The organism is Aeromonas sp. S16(2024), from assembly GCF_041403065.1.
Lineage (GTDB): Bacteria > Pseudomonadota > Gammaproteobacteria > Enterobacterales > Aeromonadaceae > Aeromonas.
On record NZ_JBGLQX010000019.1, the window covers coordinates 18,128 to 36,629 of the forward strand.

General features: G+C 62.7%; 15 protein-coding genes, 4 tRNA genes and 1 pseudogene. 15 read left to right on the forward strand and 5 right to left on the reverse strand.

What is annotated here, in order from left to right; genetic code table 11:
- Positions 1–111: 111 nt before the first annotated feature.
- Both ACB030_RS14705 and dapA read right to left on the reverse strand, forming a co-directional pair.
- Positions 112–1,752 carry a diguanylate cyclase domain-containing protein gene (locus ACB030_RS14705; RefSeq protein WP_371160779.1) on the reverse strand — a complete coding sequence of 547 codons (1,641 nt, stop codon included), beginning with the start codon at positions 1,750–1,752 and terminating at the stop codon, positions 112–114.
- Between the two features lie 95 nt (positions 1,753–1,847).
- Complete coding sequence (dapA, locus tag ACB030_RS14710) at positions 1,848–2,720, reverse strand: 4-hydroxy-tetrahydrodipicolinate synthase (RefSeq protein WP_042648184.1); 873 nt, start codon at positions 2,718–2,720, stop codon at positions 1,848–1,850.
- Positions 2,721–2,998: 278 nt separating this feature from the next.
- On the opposite strand from dapA, the gene rsmC reads away from it, so the two are divergent.
- From rsmC to ACB030_RS14750, 8 genes are all read left to right on the forward strand, one after another.
- On the forward strand, positions 2,999–4,027 hold the full coding sequence (rsmC, locus tag ACB030_RS14715) for a 16S rRNA (guanine(1207)-N(2))-methyltransferase RsmC (protein ID WP_371160780.1): 1,029 nt from the start codon (positions 2,999–3,001) through the stop codon (positions 4,025–4,027).
- 107 nt (positions 4,028–4,134) lie between these two features.
- A complete protein-coding gene (gene glgC / locus ACB030_RS14720; RefSeq protein ID WP_371160781.1) occupies positions 4,135–5,394 on the forward strand; it encodes a glucose-1-phosphate adenylyltransferase in 1,260 nt (419 codons plus the stop codon).
- Complete coding sequence (gene glgA / locus ACB030_RS14725) at positions 5,384–6,844, forward strand: glycogen synthase GlgA (protein WP_371160782.1); 1,461 nt, start codon at positions 5,384–5,386, stop codon at positions 6,842–6,844. Before glgC ends, glgA begins: the two co-directional genes overlap by 11 nt.
- A gap of 116 nt (positions 6,845–6,960) precedes the next feature.
- Positions 6,961–7,046 (forward strand) — tRNA-Leu (locus ACB030_RS14730).
- Positions 7,047–7,097: 51 nt separating this feature from the next.
- Positions 7,098–7,183: transfer RNA gene (locus ACB030_RS14735), tRNA-Leu, on the forward strand.
- Positions 7,184–7,229: 46 nt separating this feature from the next.
- Positions 7,230–7,315 (forward strand) — tRNA-Leu (locus ACB030_RS14740).
- 70 nt (positions 7,316–7,385) lie between these two features.
- Positions 7,386–7,471 (forward strand) — tRNA-Leu (locus tag ACB030_RS14745).
- A gap of 102 nt (positions 7,472–7,573) precedes the next feature.
- The gene (locus ACB030_RS14750) at positions 7,574–7,840 is read left to right on the forward strand and encodes a late competence development ComFB family protein (RefSeq protein WP_106885716.1); all 267 of its coding nucleotides are present in this window, start codon (positions 7,574–7,576) and stop codon (positions 7,838–7,840) included.
- A 7-nt stretch (positions 7,841–7,847) separates the two neighbouring features.
- Here ACB030_RS14750 and ACB030_RS14755 read toward each other — a convergent pair whose 3' ends face one another.
- A complete protein-coding gene (locus ACB030_RS14755) occupies positions 7,848–8,057 on the reverse strand; it encodes a hypothetical protein (protein ID WP_041206801.1) in 210 nt (69 codons plus the stop codon).
- A 304-nt stretch (positions 8,058–8,361) separates the two neighbouring features.
- Here ACB030_RS14755 and nhaC point away from each other — a divergent pair, with 304 nt between their 5' ends.
- The 7 genes and pseudogenes from nhaC to ACB030_RS14790 all read left to right on the forward strand — a co-directional run bounded on the left by nhaC (position 8,362) and on the right by ACB030_RS14790 (position 16,481).
- Positions 8,362–9,771, forward strand: coding sequence for a Na+/H+ antiporter NhaC (gene nhaC, locus ACB030_RS14760; protein ID WP_371160784.1), 1,410 nt, complete (start codon positions 8,362–8,364; stop codon positions 9,769–9,771).
- Between the two features lie 105 nt (positions 9,772–9,876).
- A complete protein-coding gene (locus tag ACB030_RS14765; RefSeq protein ID WP_025328378.1) occupies positions 9,877–10,800 on the forward strand; it encodes a LysR family transcriptional regulator in 924 nt (307 codons plus the stop codon).
- Between the two features lie 198 nt (positions 10,801–10,998).
- Positions 10,999–12,144: an ABC transporter substrate-binding protein gene (locus ACB030_RS14770; RefSeq protein ID WP_371160787.1), complete on the forward strand. Its 1,146-nt coding sequence runs from the start codon at positions 10,999–11,001 to the stop codon at positions 12,142–12,144.
- 74 nt (positions 12,145–12,218) lie between these two features.
- Positions 12,219–13,232: an ABC transporter ATP-binding protein gene (locus ACB030_RS14775; protein ID WP_371160789.1), complete on the forward strand. Its 1,014-nt coding sequence runs from the start codon at positions 12,219–12,221 to the stop codon at positions 13,230–13,232.
- Positions 13,229–14,197 (forward strand): ABC transporter permease, encoded by a 969-nt coding sequence (locus tag ACB030_RS14780; RefSeq protein ID WP_371160791.1) that lies wholly within the window; start codon positions 13,229–13,231, stop codon positions 14,195–14,197. Before ACB030_RS14775 ends, ACB030_RS14780 begins: the two co-directional genes overlap by 4 nt.
- A gap of 7 nt (positions 14,198–14,204) precedes the next feature.
- Positions 14,205–15,021, forward strand: a pseudogene (locus tag ACB030_RS14785) (ABC transporter permease).
- Positions 15,022–15,050: 29 nt separating this feature from the next.
- On the forward strand, positions 15,051–16,481 hold the full coding sequence (locus ACB030_RS14790) for a gamma-aminobutyraldehyde dehydrogenase (RefSeq protein ID WP_371160793.1): 1,431 nt from the start codon (positions 15,051–15,053) through the stop codon (positions 16,479–16,481).
- A 76-nt stretch (positions 16,482–16,557) separates the two neighbouring features.
- On the opposite strand, the gene cyoE is transcribed toward ACB030_RS14790, so the two are convergent.
- Entirely contained in the window at positions 16,558–17,463 is a 906-nt protein-coding gene (cyoE, locus tag ACB030_RS14795; protein WP_371160795.1) for a heme o synthase, read from the reverse strand.
- The gene (locus tag ACB030_RS14800; protein WP_371160797.1) at positions 17,460–18,476 is read right to left on the reverse strand and encodes a heme A synthase; all 1,017 of its coding nucleotides are present in this window, start codon (positions 18,474–18,476) and stop codon (positions 17,460–17,462) included. The genes cyoE and ACB030_RS14800 overlap by 4 nt, the downstream gene beginning before the upstream one ends.
- Between the last annotated feature and the right edge of the window lie 26 nt (positions 18,477–18,502).

Consider the following 18,502-nt stretch of genomic DNA (forward strand, 5'->3'; position numbering starts at 1 on the left):
CGGGGATCATCGCCATGCGTCGAAGAGCGAGAAACGCTTGCCACCACATTTATGCCGAGGAAGAGGGCCGCCGCCCTGATGCAGCGACAGAGGAGAGAGGGCGGGCCCGAGTCAGCGATAGGCCAGAGTACAGGCCCGCCCCTGCGACTTGGCGTGATAGAGCGCCTGATCCGCCTGCTCGGTCAGGGTTTGCCACCCCTTGTCCGAGGAGGGAATGAGATAGCTGAAGCCGATGCTGACGGTGAGCGTCGTCGCCACCCGGGAGGCCGGATGGGGGATCTGCAGGGCTTCCAGTCCCTGGTGGATCTGCTCCGCCAGCCGCTCCGCCTCCCCGGGTTGCGGGGCGCACAGCAGGATCACGAACTCCTCGCCGCCATAACGGGCCACCAGGTTGGTGCGCCGCCGCTCCGTCTCCTGCAGCAGGGCCGCGACCCGTTGCAGGCATTGATCCCCCTTGCCGTGGCCGAAGTGATCGTTGTAGGACTTGAACTCATCCACGTCTATCATCAGCACCGCCAATACCCCCTGATGGCGACGGGCCCGCTCCCACTCCCGCTCCATGGTGATGTCCCATTGACGGCGGTTGGCGATCCCGGTCAGGGGATCCTCCAGCGACAGCAGGGAGAGGCGCCGGTTGGCCTCCTCCAGCGCCCGGTTGGTGTCGGCCAGCTGCCGGGTCCGCTCCTGCACCCTCAGCTCCAGGTCACGGTTGAAACGCTCGAGCGCCGCCTGGGTGCGCTGGCGGATCAGCAACTGGGAGAGCACGGCGGCATACTGCTTGAAGATCTCGCTCTGATACGCCTTGAGCGGACGACGCCAGAGCAGGTTGTCGGCGGCGATCCAGCCGATGGGGGTGCCCCCGTCCCAGAGCGACACCATGGCATTCCAGCCCCGCCCCACCTCCTGCTTCTCGTAATAGAGCGGGGTATCTTCCAGCACCAGCACATAGTCCTTGCGGCGCAGCGCCTCCTGCACAGTGGGGTGATCCGGAATGGGGCTGATGAAATGGCGCTCGTCGATGAGCTCGCCCGCCTCGTTGGTGCCCCAGGTCCCGTGCATGGTCTTGAATTCACTGTCCGTCAGGAAGATGGCGATGCGATCGAACTGCAACTCCTGGCGCGCCAGCGCCACGGCATCGTGCAGCAGGCGATCCTCGCTGTCACAGCGCGACAGCTTGACCCCCACCTGGTGCAGCGCCTGCAGCATGCTGAGGAAGGAGTCCTGCAAGGCCTGGCTGCGGACGAGGTCAGCCTGGGTGTTGATCCGTTGATCCCGCTCCAGATCGACCTGACCGGCGAGCCGCCGGCTCTCCAGCTCGGCGGCGAGGTAGTGCATCAGCAGCTGGATGCTCTGCTGCTGGCGCCTTGGCAGGCGATCGAGGCGGCGCCGGGTTTCCAGATAGACCACGGCCTCCAGCCCCTTGTGGCGCTTGAGCGGGAAGCAGGCACGCAGGCGCGGGACCTCGGGCTCGACGCTCTCCCAGATGGCACTGGTCGGCGCGATGGGCTCCACCAGCAACTGGCCGAGATCGAGGGAGCGCTCGATGAAGAGGAGGGGCAGGTCGAGGGAGGTGAGCAGGTCGGCGCTCAGGCAGAGCAAGCCCTGCTCGGGCCTGTAGTGATAGAGCTGGGGCGTCGGCGCCCGCAGCCACAGATAGATCTGCTCGGCCTCGGTCTTTTCTCTGACCGCGGCCAAGGTCACTTCACAGAGATGTTCAAAGCTGGTGAAGTGCTCCGGATCCCATTCTTGCATGCCAAATCATCCTTGGTTGTATCCAAGCGAGTATATCGGCAAAGCCAGGCCATTAATTGACCTGGCAGTCAAAAGCGAGATCCAGAGCCCAGTTTTTACAACAGATTCAATGCCTGCATGGCGGCGCGGATCCGCTCGCGGGTGGCATCAGACAGCGGCATCACCGGCAGACGGCACTCCTCGCTGCACAGACCCAGCAGAGAGACGGCGTATTTGGCACCCGCAGGGCTCGGCTCGGCGAACATGGCCTGGTGCAGCGGGATCAACTTGTCTTGCAGCTCGCGGGCGGCTTGCCACTCGCCGGCCAGGGTCAGGTTCTGGACCTCGGCCACCAGCTTGGGGGCCACGTTGGCCGTCACCGAGATGCAACCCTGACCACCGCCGATGTTGTAGGCGACGGCGGTGGCATCTTCACCGGAGAGCCAGGCAAAGGGCTTCTTGATGAGCTGGCGCTCGGTCCAGGGACGGGCCAGATCGCCGGTGGCATCCTTCACGCCGGCGATGCGCGGCAACTCGGCCAGGCGGGCCAGGGTCGCCGGCTGCACATCGACGATGGCGCGGGGCGGGATGTTGTAGACGATGATGGGCTTGGTGGTGGCGTCATGGACCGCCTTGAAGTGGTGGAACAAGCCTTCCTGATTCGGGCGGTTGTAGTAACCGGCCACATGCAGGGTGGCATCCGCCCCCATCTGTTCGGCGAAACGGGTGTATTCGATGGCTTCGACCGGGTTGTTGGACCCCGCACCGGCGATGACAGGGATCCGTCCCGCCACCTGCTTGACCACCAGCTCCACCACCCGGCAATGCTCGTCATGGGTCAGGGTCGGGCTCTCCCCCGTGGTACCGACCGGCACTATGCCATGGGTCCCCTGCTCTATGTGCCACTCCACCAGACGAGCCAGCGCGGCCTCGTCCAGCTGGCCCTGTCGAAATGGGGTGATCAGGGCAACTATCGAACCTTGAAACATGGGATTTCCTTCTCCTAAACAGATGGATTGGTCAATAAAAAGCCCCGGTACGGGGGTCGCTACCGGGGCTTGAATCGTCTCAGGGATGAGAGGTTACGCGCGCACGCCAGCAGGCCCGAATGTCAGGCTGTGTTTATGCTTTCGTTTCGATACGCATGACCGCATTGCATCATCTCTGGATAAATAAGGTGTCTGGGCATATTTCGGGAACACAGCATAAATGTCAAGGCGAAAGCGGCCATGTATAATGGCCGCCCAAAAAAGCGTGGAGAGTCCCAATGAGCCGTCCTGTCAGTGCCGTCAGCCAGATGCTGGAACGTAATCAAGCCCTCTTTGTCGGCAAACGGCTATTGGTGTGTGGCGCCCTGGAAGATGATTACCCTCGTCAGCTGGCCGAGCTGGCCGACTCCCTGACGGTCTTCACCACGGATTACTGCTATTACCGCAGCCAGCAGGCGGCCCTGGGTGAGCGCATCCTGTTCGATCACCAGCTCGGCGGGAACCCTCGCTTCGATGCCCTACTGCTGCTGATGCCCAAGGCCAAGGCCGAGGCGCAATATCTGCTGGCCATGATGGCCCCGCTGCTGGAGCCTGGCGCCGAGCTGTTCCTCGCTGGCGAGAACCGCGGCGGCATCAACGGGGCCGACAAGCTGCTGGCTCCCTATGGCGAGAAGCCGATAAAACGCGACTCGGCCCGCCGCTGCTCCCTCTATCATGGTGAGCTCGGCAAGCCGGTCGCCCCGTTCGAGCTGGATGCCTGGTTCAGCCGTTATGAGTGCAAGGCCGGCGATACCGAGCTGACCGTCATGGCACTGCCAGGAGTCTTCAGCGCCGACGGGCTGGATCTCGGCAGCCAGATGCTGTTGGCGAGCCTCCCACCCATGCAGGGCAAGCTGCTCGACTTTGGCTGTGGCGCCGGCGTCATCGGCTCGATATTGGCCAAACGCAACCCGGCACTGACGGTGAACATGGTGGACATCAGCGCCCTTGCGCTCGAATCCAGCCGCCGCACCCTGGCGGTCAACGGTCTGCAGGGGCGAGTCTATGCCTCTGATGTCTACTCCGATATTGCCGAAAGATTCCAACATATCGTCTCGAATCCCCCCTTCCATGTCGGGCTCAAGACCTTCTATGCCGCCACCGAAACCTTCCTGGCAAGGGCCCCCGAGTTTCTGACCGCCGATGGCGCCCTGACCATAGTCGCCAATGCCTTCCTGCGTTACCAGCCTATACTGGAGACGCACTTCAAACGGACCGAAGTGATCGCCGGCGATGGCAAATTCAAGGTGTATCTGAGCAAAGCCTAAATAAGTGCAACGGTTGTAATAAAACAAGTAGAGAGTGCCAGACGGGATCTGCTAAGGTACCAAGAAAAACGTTTACCACCCCTTTAGGGGTGTTTTTTCGCGGCAACATGAAAACCTTTTCAAAGTATGAATTCAGGGAGAGAAATACGATGGCAGGCATACTCACCATGATATTGGCAGGCGGCGAAGGAACCCGACTCCAGCCACTGACCACCACCCGCAGCAAGCCCTCTGTCCCCTTTGGCGGCAGCTACCGCTTGATCGACTTCGTGCTCAATAACTTCGTCAACGCCGACTTCCTGCGCATCTATGTGCTCACCCAGTTCAAGTCCCAGTCTCTCTACCTGCACATGAAGAAGGGCTGGAACATAGTCGGCATCACGGATCGCTTCATCGATCCCATTCCGGCCCAGATGCGGATGGGTAAACGCTGGTATGACGGCACCGCCGACGCTATCTACCAGAACCTGCGCTTCATCGAGATCTCCGACCCCGAGCACGTCTGCATCTTCGGCTCCGACCACATCTACAAGATGGACGTGAGCCAGATGGTGAGCTTCCACAAGCAGAAGGCCGCCGCCCTCACGGTGGCGGCGCTGCGCATGCCCATCGAGGAGGCGAGCGCCTTCGGGGTGATCGAGGTGGATCAGGAGGGCCGCATGATAGGGTTTGAAGAGAAACCCCGATATCCGAAACATATCCCGGGGGATCCTACCCAGGCGCTGGTCTCCATGGGCAACTACATCTTCGAGACCGAGGCGCTCTACCGCGAGCTCAAGCGCGATGCCGCCGAGGAGAACTCCAGCCACGATTTCGGCAAGGACATCATCCCCAGCCTGTTCCCCCGCGCCCCCGTCTATGTCTACGACTACAGCACCAACGTCATCCCCGGTGAGAAGCCCAACGTCTACTGGCGAGATGTGGGGACTCTCGACTCCTATTGGCAGGCCCACATGGACCTGGTGGCCGACGACGCCCCCTTCTCCCTCTACAATCGCAAGTGGCCGCTGCACACCCACTATCCGCCCCTGCCCCCCGCCACCTTCATCGACACAGATGAGTGCAAGGTCAAGATCGCCAACTCCTTGATCTCCGGTGGTTGCTTCATTCAGGGCAGCCAGATCCAGCGCTCCATCCTGGGTTTTCGCTGCAACATAGGCCCCTGCAGCCACATCAGCGAATCCGTGCTGCTCGGGGATGTGAAGATAGGTGAAGGCTGCTCAATTCGACGCGCCATCATCGACAAAAACGTTGAAATTGCACCCGGCACCGTGATCGGTGAGAATCTGGACCATGACAGAGAGCGATTTACCGTATCCGAAGGCGGAATCGTCGTGGTACCTAAGGGAGCAAGAGTTGGCTATTAACCCACTGAAAGTCCTGTTTGTAGCCTCTGAAGTTGAGGGGCTGGTGAAGACCGGGGGCCTGGCGGATGTGGCCAAGGCCCTGCCGCAGCATCTCGCCCGGGAGGGTCACGACGTTCGCATCATCCTGCCCTTCTACAAGACGCTCAAGCGCCGGGACGAGGCCATTCTCCTCGCCTCGCGCTGGCTACCCACCCCCCAGGGGCGGGACGACATCAGCTATCGCATCTATCAGTTGGAACTGGACGGGATCTGCGTCTATCTGCTCGATTGCCCAGCCTATTTCGAGCGGGCACAGCTCTATGCCGAGAACAATCAGGCCTATACCGACAACGGCGAGCGTTTCGCCTTCCTGGCGGCGGCGACCCTGCACGCCTGCGAGCAGCTGAACTTTGCCCCTGACATAGTCCACTGCAACGACTGGCACACCGGCCTGCTGCCGCTGCTGCTCAAGACGCGCCATGCTCACAATCCCTTCTTCCAGCGCACCCGGTCTGTCATCAGCATCCACAATGCAGCCTTCCAGGGGGTGTTCGATCGCCAGCAGTTCTGGGCCGTGCCGGAGATCCAGGACTACGAGCAGCGCATCAACTACGACTACGGTCACATCAACCTGCTCAAGTGTGGTGTGCTCTATGCGGACAAGATCAATGCGGTCAGCCCCAACTACGCCAGCGAGCTGCTGACGCACCTGGGGGCTCACGGCATGGCCAGCGTGTTCCAGCAACGGGCGAGCGACTTGCGCGGCATCCTCAACGGTTGTGACTATCAGGATTGGGATCCCGCCTTCGATCCTCTGCTGCCCGCCACCTATGACGCCGACAACCTGACCGGCAAACACACCTGCAAACGGGCCCTGCAGCAGGAGACGGGGCTGCCCGTCGGCAACTTGCCCATCTATGGCATGGTGTGCCGACTGACCGAGCAGAAAGGGGTGCACCTGCTGATCCCGGCGCTGGACAAGTTTTTGCAGCATCAGGTGCAGGTGGTGATCATAGGTTCCGGCGATCCCTCCCTCGCCGCCCAGTTGCAGACCATAGCCCAGCAACATCCCGACAGGTTCGCCTTCATCAATGCCTATGACGACCGTCTGGCCCACCTGGTGGAAGCGGGCGCCGATTTCTTCCTGATGCCCTCCCTGTTCGAGCCCTGCGGCCTCAACCAGATGTACAGCCTGGCCTATGGCACCCTGCCGCTGGTGAGAGCCGTCGGCGGACTGAAAGATACTGTGGTGGACTGGGACGCCGATCCGGAGCACGCGACCGGGTTCTGCTTCAACGATCCCACCGCCAGCACCTTGCTCGATGCCATGCGCCGCAGCCTGCTCCACTACCTGCAGGAACCGGAGCGGTTTGCCCGCGTGCAGCAAAATGCCATGCACACCCGCTTCGACTGGGCCGACTCCGTTCCCCTGTACGAGCAGATGTATCAGGACGCACTGGCCCCGGTGTGACCCAGATTGCTGAAGTTTTGTGCCCTTGATACGGCTTTATCCGTCAACAGCGAAAAAAGTCCCCTTTGGCTGTTGACGGCCCCCCAAAACTCTATAGAATCCCCCACCGCAGTGATGCGAAGGTGGCGGAATTGGTAGACGCGCTAGCTTCAGGTGTTAGTGTCCCACGGATGTGAGGGTTCGAGTCCCTCTCTTCGCACCATACTGCAACATGCTCCATCGATGGCATGTAAAACAAGATTGATGACAATGTGCGAAGGTGGCGGAATTGGTAGACGCGCTAGCTTCAGGTGTTAGTGTCCCACGGATGTGAGGGTTCGAGTCCCTCTCTTCGCACCATGCTTTTATCAGACAGCATGTAAATCCAGACTGATAACCCGAATGTGCGAAGGTGGCGGAATTGGTAGACGCGCTAGCTTCAGGTGTTAGTGCCCCCCGGGTGTGAGGGTTCGAGTCCCTCTCTTCGCACCATGATTCTGACATGTAAACACAGAGCAATGCGCTCCAACCGCATTTAAAACCAGCTGGAGAAAATCAGTGTGCGAAGGTGGCGGAATTGGTAGACGCGCTAGCTTCAGGTGTTAGTGTCCCACGGATGTGAGGGTTCGAGTCCCTCTCTTCGCACCATTCATTCTGCAAAAGGCCCATCACGAAAGTGACGGGCCTTTTGTTTTTGCCCCTGCCATGGCTATGCTGTTGAGGATGCCATGCCACCACAGGGGTTTTCCCATGATCCTGGATACCGACATTCACAACTTCTATGAACATCTGGTGCTCAAAGAGATAGAAAAACAGGGACTTAACCAGAGACTGACCCCCTACCAGCTGGCCGATCTCTGCTGCCTTACCCTCAATCAGCTCCCCTCTCACTACATACGTCACAACGTCGACATGATCTACTTCACCACGGATGCCGAACGCACCGAGATGGAGCAGAAGGTCATGACCTCACTGCGCCTGGCCTATGACAAGATCCAGGCCGTTCCTTCCCGCTGAACGGCTCCTATAGCCAGCTTTGCTGCCAGAGCAGGGTGACGACCCCCGTCATGCCCGCGACCGGCAGCAGGATCAGCGCCGGCCTCAGCCTGGGTTCCAGCATGACCCAGGCAGCCAGCAAGAAGCCCAGACTCCACAGGCCGTACGCCTTGTCCTGACCCCAGCCCAACACCGCCAGCAAGGCTGCCAGCAAGAGACACCGCACTATCCAGATCATGATGATGCTACCCACAGAACTAAATGATAACGATTATCGTTTGTGAGCATGGGGAGTGCAATCGGACTTCTCTATGGGTTTTGGCTATTTGCCCTGCATCCGCCTGATAATCAAAAAAAGCGCCGATGAGATCAACTAATGAGTAGATTTATCAAACATTAATGCATTTTTGCTAAATAAGTTGGGATTTTGCGCCCCGGGTTTGTGGTAGATTGCGGCCTCTTTTTGGGCCGGCCCCTCGGGATACGTGTATCCACAGGACGAGAGGGACCGACCTTGGCGAGCAAGAGTTTAGGAAGTATCTATGCAAAACCAACAAAACCACATCCGATTGCCTGGCATGGCGCAGGTGTTTGCCTGCCTGGCCATTTTCCTGGCCCTGGCCTTTTCGTTCACCAGCGTGCTCGATCTGCCGATCCAGCTGGCGCTGTTCATCGCCTGGTTCGTCATCATGGGGCTCGGCATCCAGCTAGGCCATGATTACAAGTCCCTGGAGCAGGCGGCCGTCGACGGCGTCGCCAAGGGGATGGGGGCCATATTGATACTGGTCTCCGTCGGTGCCCTGGTGGGCACCTGGATCGCCGGCGGCATAGTCCCCAGCATCATCTACTTCGGCCTCAAGGTGATACACCCCTCCATCTTCCTGCTGGCGACCCTGATCATCTGCTCCCTCACCTCGCTGGCTACCGGCACCTCCTGGGGCTCTGCCGCCACGGCGGGGATCGCCATGATGGGCATAGGCCACAGCCTGGGGGTACCTGCCCCCCTGGTGGCCGGTGCCGTGCTCTCCGGCGTCTACTTCGGTGACAAGCTCTCCCCCCTCTCCGACTCTGTGGTGCTGGCGTCGACCATGTCCAACGTCGACGTGGTGGAGCACATCAAGGGGATGCTGCCCATCAGCCTCTTCTCCTACGTCATCACGGCGGCCCTGTTCACCGTGGTCGGCATGCAGTACTCCGGCAACGTCAGCCTGGAGCAGGTCAATCTGGTGATGGAGGCCCTCGACAAGCAGTTCAACATCACGCCGCTGGCCATAGTGCCGGTGATCCTGGTGCTGGGCCTGCTGGCGAACCGCAAGCCCGCCTTCCCGGTGATCAGCTTCGGCGCCCTGCTCGGCCTTGTCTGGGCCATAGCCTTCCAGGGCATGGATCCGGTCAAGGCGATGCACTCCGCCTACAGCCCGTTCGCCATCACCTCAGGGGTCGACTTCATCGACAACATCCTGGGTCGCGGCGGCATGGAGTCCATGCTGGGCTCGGTGGCCGTCATCATCTTCGGCCTGGGGTTTGGCGGCCTGCTGGAGAAGGTCGGCATACTGTCGGTGATCGCCAGCGCCTTCGAGAAGCGCATCAACAGCGTCGGCAGCCTGACCAGCCACACCATAGGCACCGCCTTCCTGGCCAACGTGTTCGGTTCGGCCATGTATGTGTCCCTGATCCTGACCCCCAAGATCATGGCCAAGAACTACGACCGGCTGGGACTGGCGCGCAAGAACCTCTCCCGCAACGCCGAGTTCGGCGGCACCCTCACCTGCGGCATGGTGCCCTGGAGCGACAACGGCATCTTCATGGCCGGGGTACTGGGGGTGGCCACACTCGACTACCTGCCCTACATGTGGCTCAGCTTCACCTGCATCATAGTGACCATCACCCTCGCCTATCTGGGCAAGGCGGTGAACCGGGTGCCGGTGATAGAGGCGGCCAGCTCCCGCTAACAGCAGGAAAAATAATGATAAAGGCGCCATCACGGCGCCTTTTGCTTGGGGGAAGTTCGGGGTTAAGCTGGCAGCCAACCTCGTCGCCCGTGGCAGGATGCCCAGATGAATTTTACCTTTCGCCAGATCCGTTACTTCGTGGCCGTGGCCGACAGCTTCTCCGTGAGCCGCGCCGCCGCCGAACTGCACATCTCCCAGTCGGCGGTTACCAGCGCCATCCGCGAGCTGGAGACCGAGCTCGGCGCCGCCCTGTTCGAGCGCAACCCACGTGGCGTCACCCTGACGGCCCAGGGCCACCAGTTCCTGCTCCATGCCAGGCGCATTCTCGGCGCCATGACCGAAGCCGGCCAGTCCCTCAAGGCGGTGGCCCAGCAGGATCAGGGGCAGCTCACCATAGGGGTGACGACGCTGGTGGCCGGCTACTACCTGTCGGAGGCGATAGGCCGCTTTCGCCGAGCCTTTCCGGCGGTGCGCATCGAGGTGAAGGAGGACGAGCAGCCGTTTCTGGAGCATCAGATCGTCAACGGCGAGGTGGATGTGGGGATACTGATGACCAACCGCACCATACGCCAGGAGGCGTTCGATACCGAGCTACTGACCCGATCCCCCCTGCGGCTCTGGCTCGCCGCCAACCACCCCCTCTGCGCGGAATCGACCCTCTCCCTCAAGGCATTGGGTGACGAGCCCATGATCTCCCTCACTGCCGATCAGCTGGATCAGATCATCGGGGCCGGCCTGCGCCGCTACGGCATCTCCCCCCGCACTGTGCTGCGCACCGCCTCGGTGGAGGCGGTGCGCAGCCTGGTGGCGAGCCAGCTCGGGGTCGCCCTGCTGCCGGATTTTGCCTATCGCCCCTGGTCGCTGGAGCAGGAGCGGGTGGAGGCCCGCCCCATCAAGGAACCCATCCCTGCCATCGACATCGGCCTGGTGTGGCGCCGCGGCTCGCGGCTCGACTGGACCGCCCGCGAGTTCATCGACATAGCGCGGGATCAGAGCCGGCTGCGGGCCCGCCAGCCGGCCTCCCGCTAGCCAGCACCCTCAGGGTGATCGTCGCGCCGCCATCAAAAATAAGATTCATATGCACTCGATATAGATTTGGCAGATACCTCTGGCGTTAAAAATTGAAATTCTCATTACCACTGCCTTCTCCTACGCTCATGACTGGTTAACAGGATGTTAAGCGCCATTGCGGTATCGCATGGCTCCAGATCATGCAAGGAGAGCAAGATGAAACTGACCCCCCTGACCCTGGCCCTGATCCCCGCCCTGCTGGCAGGCCAGACCCAGGCCGCCCCGACCGAGCTCGGCAAGGGTGAAGGCCAGCTCAATATCGTGGCCTGGGCCGGCTACGTGGAGCGTGGCGAAACCGACAAGAACTACGACTGGGTGACCGGCTTCGAGAAGGAGACCGGCTGCAAGGTCAGCGTCAAGACGGCCGCCACCTCGGACGAAATGGTGGCTCTGATGAACGAGGGGGGCTTCGATCTGGTGACCGCCTCCGGCGACGCCAGCCTGCGCCTCATCGCAGGCGGCAAGGTGCAACCGCTCAATCTGGCGCTCATCCCGAGCTACAGCAAGATAGACCCCCGCCTGCAGAATGCGCCCTGGCACACTGTGGAGGGCAAGCACTACGGCGTCCCCTACCAGTGGGGCGGCAACATCCTGATGTACAACACCAAGGTGTTCCCCAAGGCGCCCGACTCCTGGGGCGTGGTGTTCGAGGAGCAGACCCTGCCGGACGGCAAGTCCAACAAGGGGCGGGTGCAGGCGTTCGACGGCCCCATCCACATCGCCGATGCCGCCCTCTATCTGATGACCCACCAGCCGGCGCTCGGCATCAAGGATCCTTACGAGCTGAACGAGGAGCAGTACAAGGCCTCCCTCGATCTGCTGCGCAAGCAGCGCCAGCTGGTGGGGCGCTACTGGCACGATGCCTTCGTCCAGATAGATGACTTCAAGAACGAGGGGGTGGTGGCCTCCGGCTCCTGGCCCTTCCAGGCCAATGCCCTGATCGCCGACAAGCAGCCCATCGCCACCACTGTGCCCAAAGAGGGCGTCACCGGCTGGGCCGACACCAGCATGGTGCACAGCGAAGCCAAGCACCTCACCTGTGCCTACCAGTGGCTGGAACACTCCCTCAACAACAAGCTGCAGGGGGATCTCGCCTCCTGGTTCGGCTCCGTTCCCGTGGTGCCCGCCGCCTGCGAGGGCAATGCCCTGCTGGGCAAAGAGGGCTGCAAGACCAACGGCATAGAGAACTTCGACAAGGTGCACTTCTGGCGCACCCCCGTCTCCCAGTGCAAGAGCCAGGGGACTTGCGTGCCCTACTATCGCTGGGTGTCCGACTATATCGCCATCCTGGGTGGCCGCTGAGCTTGAGCTGACTGCGCGCAACCCAGCGGGCCGGACAGGAGTCCGGCCCGCACCTCTAGTGACAAGGACGTACCATGACAGCCGTACAATTTGACCGGGTCAGCCGCCACTATGGCGAGGTGAAGGCGGTCGACGACATCTCCTTCCAGATCCCGTCCGGAGAATTTTTCACCCTGCTGGGGCCGAGCGGTTCCGGCAAGACCACCTGCCTACGGATGATCGCGGGCTTCGAGTACCCGAGCGAGGGGGAGATCCGCCTGTTCGGCGAGCCCTGCTCCCGGGTGCCGCCCTATGATCGCAACCTCAATACCGTGTTTCAGGACTACGCCCTGTTTCCCAACATGGATGTGCGGGACAACATCGGCTACGGCCTGATGATCAGGGGAGTGTCCAGGGCAGAGCGTCACCGCAAGGTGGACGAGATGCTGGAGCTGGTGCGCCTGCCCGGTGTCGGCAACCGCAAACCGGGCCAGCTCTCCGGCGGCCAGCGCCAGCGCATCGCCATCGCCCGGGCCCTCATCAACCAGCCGCGCATCCTGCTGCTGGACGAACCCCTGGGTGCGCTGGACCTCAAGCTGCGCGAGCAGATGCAGCTCGAACTCAAAGCGCTGCAGCGCCAGCTCGGCATCACTTTCATCTTCGTCACCCACGATCAGCAGGAGGCGCTCTCCATGAGCGACCGCATCTGCATCTTCAGTCAGGGCAAGATAGAGCAGATAGCCGCGCCGGATACCATCTACGATGCCCCGGCGACGCCGTTTGTGGCCCGCTTTGTCGGCACCGTCAACCTGTTCGAGGGTGAGCAGGCCAAACGCCTGTGCGGCGATGCACGCCAGATGATGGTGCGCCCGGAGCGGATCCGGCTCACCGAGGCCGGCATGCCGGGCTGGTCCGGCGAGATCCGCGAGGTGGAGTACCTCGGCCCCTTCGTGCGCTACCGGGTCAGCCTCGGGGAGCAGCTCGAGCTTATCGTCAACCACCCCAACGAGGGGCAGGCCCGCCTGGCCCGTGGTGCCCGGGTCAGCCTCAGCTGGCCTGAGCAGGCCATCCACCGCCTGAGCGCCTCAGGATCGGGGGCTCAGCCATGAGCCTCCCCCACAGTGCGAGTCTAGCCATGAGCCACGCCACCGAACCTGCACGCTTGCGGCCGCTGCGGCGCCTCTCCACCCTGCTCTACGGCCGTCCCGGCCTGCTACTGGGGATACTGCTCGGGCCGCCCCTGCTCTGGCTCGGCATCATCTATGTGGGCTCCCTGCTGATGCTGCTCTCCAACGCCTTCTTCGGGCTGGACGAGTTCAGCGGTCAGGTACGCCACGAGCTGGGGCTGCAAAATTTCATCGCCCTGCTGCGGCCGGAAAACCTGGACGTCATAGGCCGTACCGTCGGCATGTCGCTGCTGGTGACCCTGGCCTGCGCCCTGCTCGGCTTCCCCATCGCCTACTACATGGCGCGCTACACCAGCGGCAAGACCCGGGCGCTGTTCTATGTGGGCATCATGCTGCCGCTCTGGTCCAGCTATCTGGTACGGGTCTATGCCTGGAAGCTGATCCTGGCCAAGGAGGGGGTGGTGAGCTGGCTGGCGGACAGCCTGGGGCTGGAGTGGCTGCTGGACGGCATCCTCTCCCTGCCGGTGATCGGCGGCCCTTCGCTCTCGTTTTCGCGGCTCGGCACCTTCATCGTCTTCGTCTACGTCTGGCTGCCCTTCATGATCCTGCCCATCCAGGCGGCGGTGGAGCGGATCCCGCGATCCCTCTTGGAGGCGAGCAGCGATCTGGGGGCGACCCCGGCCCAGACCTTCCGCACCCTGATCCTGCCGCTGGCGCTGCCCGGCGTGGTGGCGGGATCCATCTTCACCTTCTCCCTGACGCTCGGGGACTACATCATCCCCGGCATCATAGGCAACTCGACCATGTATATAGGCCAGGTGGTCTACATGCAGCAGGGCACGGCGGGCAACCTGCCCTTCGCCGCCGCCTTCTCGCTGGTGCCCATCCTCATCATCGCCATCTACCTGACCATTGCGAAACGCTTAGGAGCCTTCGATGCGCTCTAATACCTCAATAAAACAGGATCATGGCAGCCAGCCCTCCGGCCTGCTCAAGTACGCGGCCATCGGCGGGCTCTTGTTCCTGCACTTTCCCATTCTGTTTATCTTCCTCTACGCCTTCACCAGCGAGAGCAAGAGTTACCAGTTTCCCCCCCCCCGGACTCACCCTCAAGTGGTTCGAGGTGACCCTCAATCGCCCCGATGTGTGGCGTGCTATCCATCTGTCGCTGGAGGTGGCGGGGCTGGCGACGCTGGCGGCCATGATCCTCGGCACGTTGGCGGCAGGGGCCATTGCCCGCAGCCGCTTCTTCGGCCAGGAGGTGGTGTCACTGCTGCTGGTGCTGCCCATCGCGCTGCCCGGCATAGTCACCGGCATAGCCCTGCGCTCCGCCTACGGCCTGATGGAGATCCCGTTCAGCTTCTGGACCATAGTCATAGGCCACGCCACCTTCTGCGTGGTGGTGGTCTACAACAACGCCCTGGCGCGCTTTCGCCGCACCCACCAGTCGCTGATCGAGGCGTCGATGGATCTCGGGGCCGACGGCTTCCAGACCCTGCGCTACGTCATCCTGCCCAACCTCGCCACGGCGCTGCTGGCGGGAGGCATGCTGGCCTTTGCCCTGAGCTTTGACGAGGTGATAGTCACCACCTTCACCGCGGGCCAGCAGACTACGCTGCCCATCTGGATGTATCAGGAACTGATCCGCCCCCGTGACAGACCCGTCACCAACGTGGTGGCCCTCATCATAGTGGCCGTGACCACCATTCCCATTCTGCTTGCCTACTACCTCACCCGCGACGGCCAGGACGTCGCCGGCAGTGGCAAATAACGACTCAACGCCTGCGCAAGGATGCAACCATGAAATTCTCTACCCAACTCTTGATCGACGGCCAGTTCGTCACCGGTGACGGCCAGGCCGAGCCCATTCTCAACCCGGCTACCGGGGAGCTGATCGCCTCTGTGCCCGAGGCGTCATTCGAGCAGGTGAACCGGGCGGTCAACGGTGCCCAGCGCGCCTTCGCCCAGTGGAGCCGCACCACCCCGGCAAGCCGCAGCACCCTGCTGCTGCGCCTGGCGGATGCCATCGAACGCAACGCCGAGGAGTTCGCGGCGCTCGAATCTCTCAACTGCGGCAAGCCCTACCTGGCGGTGCTGAACGACGAGCTGCCCGCCGTGGTGGACTGCTTCCGCTTCTTCGCCGGGGCGGCCCGCTGCCTGCAGGGACCGCTGGCGGGGGAGTATATCGAGGGGCACACCAGCATGATCCGCCGCGATCCCATAGGGGTGGTGGGCAGTATCGCCCCCTGGAACTACCCGCTGATGATGGCGGCCTGGAAGATGGCGCCGGTGCTGGCGGCGGGCAATACAGTGGTGCTCAAACCCTCCGAGCAGACCCCGCTCACCGCACTGCGCCTGGCGGCGCTCGCCAGCGAGATCTTCCCCCGTGGCGTCATCAACATCGTCTGCGGCCGGGGCGAGAGCGTGGGGGCCCCCCTGGTGGAGCACCCGCTGGTGCGCATGGTGTCGCTGACCGGTGACATCGCCACCGGCCAGAAGATACTGCAGAGCGCCGCCCGCACTATGAAGCGCACCCACCTTGAACTGGGGGGCAAGGCGCCGGTGATCATCTTCGACGATGCAGACCTGGAGGCCGTGGTGGCGGGTATTCGCACCTTCGGCTTCTACAACGCCGGACAGGACTGCACCGCCGCCTGCCGCATCTATGCCCAGGGCAAGATCTACGACAAGTTCGTCGCCGCCATGACGGAGGCGGTGGCCTCCATCAAGGTGGGGAGCCAACGCGAGGAGGGGGTGGAGATGGGACCGCTCATCTCGGACCGCCAGCGCAACCGGGTCGCCAGCTTCGTGGAGCGGGCCCAGAGCAGCGGCCACGTGGAGGTGACCACAGGCGGCAAGATCCGCGCCGGCAACGGCTTCTTCTTCGAGCCGACCCTGATAGCCCATGCCCGCCAGGAGGATGAGATAGTGCGGCGGGAGGTGTTCGGCCCCGTGGTGTCGGTGACCCGCTTTGGCGACGCCGAACAGGTGGTACAGTGGGCCAACGACTCAGACTACGGCCTCGCCAGCTCGGTCTGGACCCGGGATCTGAGCCTCGCCAGCAAGGTGGCCAGCCACCTGCAATATGGTTGCACCTGGATCAACACCCACTTCATGCTCACCTCGGAGATGCCCCACGGCGGCATGAAGATGTCGGGCTACGGCAAGGATCTCTCCCTCTACGCGCTGGAGGACTACACGGTGCCGCGCCACATCATGGTCAAGCTCTGAACATGATTCAGGCTGGCCCCGGGGCCAGCCTGAATGCACAAGCAACTACGCAAATCCCCTGCCAGATACCTCCCCCCTATGACAGCCGCCACAGCCAGTGGTGGTCCAGAACAAGCAGGCCAAACAGCAACATCAGGTGATAGATGGAGAAGCGGAAGGTGCGCATCGCCTGACCGGGGCGATCCGAATACTTCAGCAACCAGCCATGCCAGCAGAACCCGAGGTTCAGCGCCAGGCTGCCGATCAGATAGATCAGCCCGGACATACCGATCAGGTAGGGCAGCAGGCAGACCAGGGTCAGGATCAGCAGATAGAGCAGGATGGCCGTCTTGGTGAACGCTATGCCGTGGGTGACGGGCAGCATGGGAATGTTCGCGCCAGCATAGTCATCCCGTCTGTGGATGGCCAGGGACCAGAAGTGGGGCGGCGTCCAGGTAAAGATGATCATCACCAACAACCAGGGCTCGGCCGAGAGCTGTCCCGTGATACTGGTCCAGCCCAGCAGCGGCGGCATGGCGCCCGCCAGCCCGCCGATGACTATGTTCTGTGGCGTGGCCCGCTTGAGCAACAGGGTATAGACGACCGCATAGCCAAACAGGCTGGCCAGGGTCAGCCAGGCGGTCAGGGGATTCACACCCCAATAGAGCAAGACGAACCCCATCAACGCCAGCCAGAGCGCAAACGCCATCGCAGACTTGGGCCCGATCCGCCCCATGGCGACCGGTCGCCAGCGCGTTCTGCGCATCTGGGCATCGATGCCGTGATCCAGAGAGTGGTTCATGGCCGCGGCCCCGGCAGCCAGCAGCCCTATCCCCGCCAACCCCAGCACCATCTCGTCCAGGGAGGCCTGGGTCGGCTCTGCCAGCAGCATGCCGACCCAGGCGGTCAGCAACAGCAAGGCCACCACCTTGGGCTTGGTCAGCTGGTAGTAGGCCCGCAGCAGCCGAGGGTCGATGAGGCGGGCCAAGGACTTGCTGTTCATGTCTGACTCCTGATCGCCTCAGGCGACAGCGAGGGGGAAAGCCGGGGGCGGGAGAGCCGCCCACGGGCCAGCACACAACACACCAGCAGGTGCGCCGCCACCAGGTTGTGTGCGAGGGCGTTGGCCAACGGCAGGGCCAGGTGGACATTCGCCAGCCCCAAGGCAATTTGCACTAGCAGCAGGGCCAGCAAGAGCCCCCCCAGGAAGCGCAACGGGGCCCCCTGACGGATCAGGGCGAGGGCAAAGCCCCCCACCAGCAGGGCGGTGGCCAGGGCTCCCAGACGATGGGCGATATGGATGGTCTGGCGCGCCTCCTTGCTCAGCACCCCGAACTCATAGCTGGCGTGGCCAAGCGGCAGATGAAAGGCCTCCTCCCAGTTCAACTGCGCCTGCCAGCTCCCCTGGCAGAGAGGCAGCTCGACGCAGGCCATGGCCGCATAGTTCGCCGATGTCCAGCCCCCCAGCGCTATCTGCAGCAGCAGCACACCGCAGGCCGCATTGCCGAGCCAGGGCAAGCCCTGACCGCGGCAGAGGGGGGCGTTCGCGGGGAAGCGCGCAAGCTCGGCCCGATAGAGCCAGAGCAGGGTCAGGATGGTGAACCCACCCAGCAAGTGGGTGGTCACCACCAGAGGGTGCAGCGCCAGCGTCACCGTCCACATGCCCAGCGCCGCCTGCCCAACCACCAGCACCAGCAAGGCCCCAGAGAGGCGACGCAGACGGCCGCCAGCACGCCAGCTCAGCACGAACAGCAGCGCAATCACACAGCCCAGCACACCGGCAAAGTAGCGGTGGACCATCTCGCTGCGCGCCTTGTGAGGCTCCAGCGGCGTATCCGGGTAGAGCTGGGCCGCCCGCTCCATATGCACGGATTGGGGAACGGCCATGGAGCCGTAACAACCAGGCCAATCGGGGCAGGCCAGCCCGGCATCCGTCAGTCGGGTATAGGCACCGAGCACGATGACCAGCACCGCCAGCACGATGGCGATCGATGCGAGCCTCTTCTGTATCTTCATACGCCCCCCCGCTGACGCTTGTAACC

What these genes read in the sequence shown, in the direction of transcription:
- ACB030_RS14755 (WP_041206801.1), bottom strand. Translation starts at nt 8,057, where the DNA reads ATGATCTGGATAGTGCGGTGTCTCTTGCTGGCAGCCTTGCTGGCGGTG.
- nhaC (WP_371160784.1), top strand. Translation starts at nt 8,362, where the DNA reads ATGCAAAACCAACAAAACCACATCCGATTGCCTGGCATGGCGCAGGTG.
- cyoE (WP_371160795.1), bottom strand. Translation starts at nt 17,463, where the DNA reads ATGAACAGCAAGTCCTTGGCCCGCCTCATCGACCCTCGGCTGCTGCGG.
- ACB030_RS14780 (WP_371160791.1), top strand. Translation starts at nt 13,229, where the DNA reads ATGAGCCTCCCCCACAGTGCGAGTCTAGCCATGAGCCACGCCACCGAA.
- rsmC (WP_371160780.1), top strand. Translation starts at nt 2,999, where the DNA reads ATGAGCCGTCCTGTCAGTGCCGTCAGCCAGATGCTGGAACGTAATCAA.
- ACB030_RS14790 (WP_371160793.1), top strand. Translation starts at nt 15,051, where the DNA reads ATGAAATTCTCTACCCAACTCTTGATCGACGGCCAGTTCGTCACCGGT.
- ACB030_RS14705 (WP_371160779.1), bottom strand. Translation starts at nt 1,752, where the DNA reads ATGCAAGAATGGGATCCGGAGCACTTCACCAGCTTTGAACATCTCTGT.
- ACB030_RS14775 (WP_371160789.1), top strand. Translation starts at nt 12,219, where the DNA reads ATGACAGCCGTACAATTTGACCGGGTCAGCCGCCACTATGGCGAGGTG.
- ACB030_RS14770 (WP_371160787.1), top strand. Translation starts at nt 10,999, where the DNA reads ATGAAACTGACCCCCCTGACCCTGGCCCTGATCCCCGCCCTGCTGGCA.
- ACB030_RS14750 (WP_106885716.1), top strand. Translation starts at nt 7,574, where the DNA reads ATGATCCTGGATACCGACATTCACAACTTCTATGAACATCTGGTGCTC.
- ACB030_RS14765 (WP_025328378.1), top strand. Translation starts at nt 9,877, where the DNA reads ATGAATTTTACCTTTCGCCAGATCCGTTACTTCGTGGCCGTGGCCGAC.
- dapA (WP_042648184.1), bottom strand. Translation starts at nt 2,720, where the DNA reads ATGTTTCAAGGTTCGATAGTTGCCCTGATCACCCCATTTCGACAGGGC.
- ACB030_RS14800 (WP_371160797.1), bottom strand. Translation starts at nt 18,476, where the DNA reads ATGAAGATACAGAAGAGGCTCGCATCGATCGCCATCGTGCTGGCGGTG.
- glgC (WP_371160781.1), top strand. Translation starts at nt 4,135, where the DNA reads ATGAAAACCTTTTCAAAGTATGAATTCAGGGAGAGAAATACGATGGCA.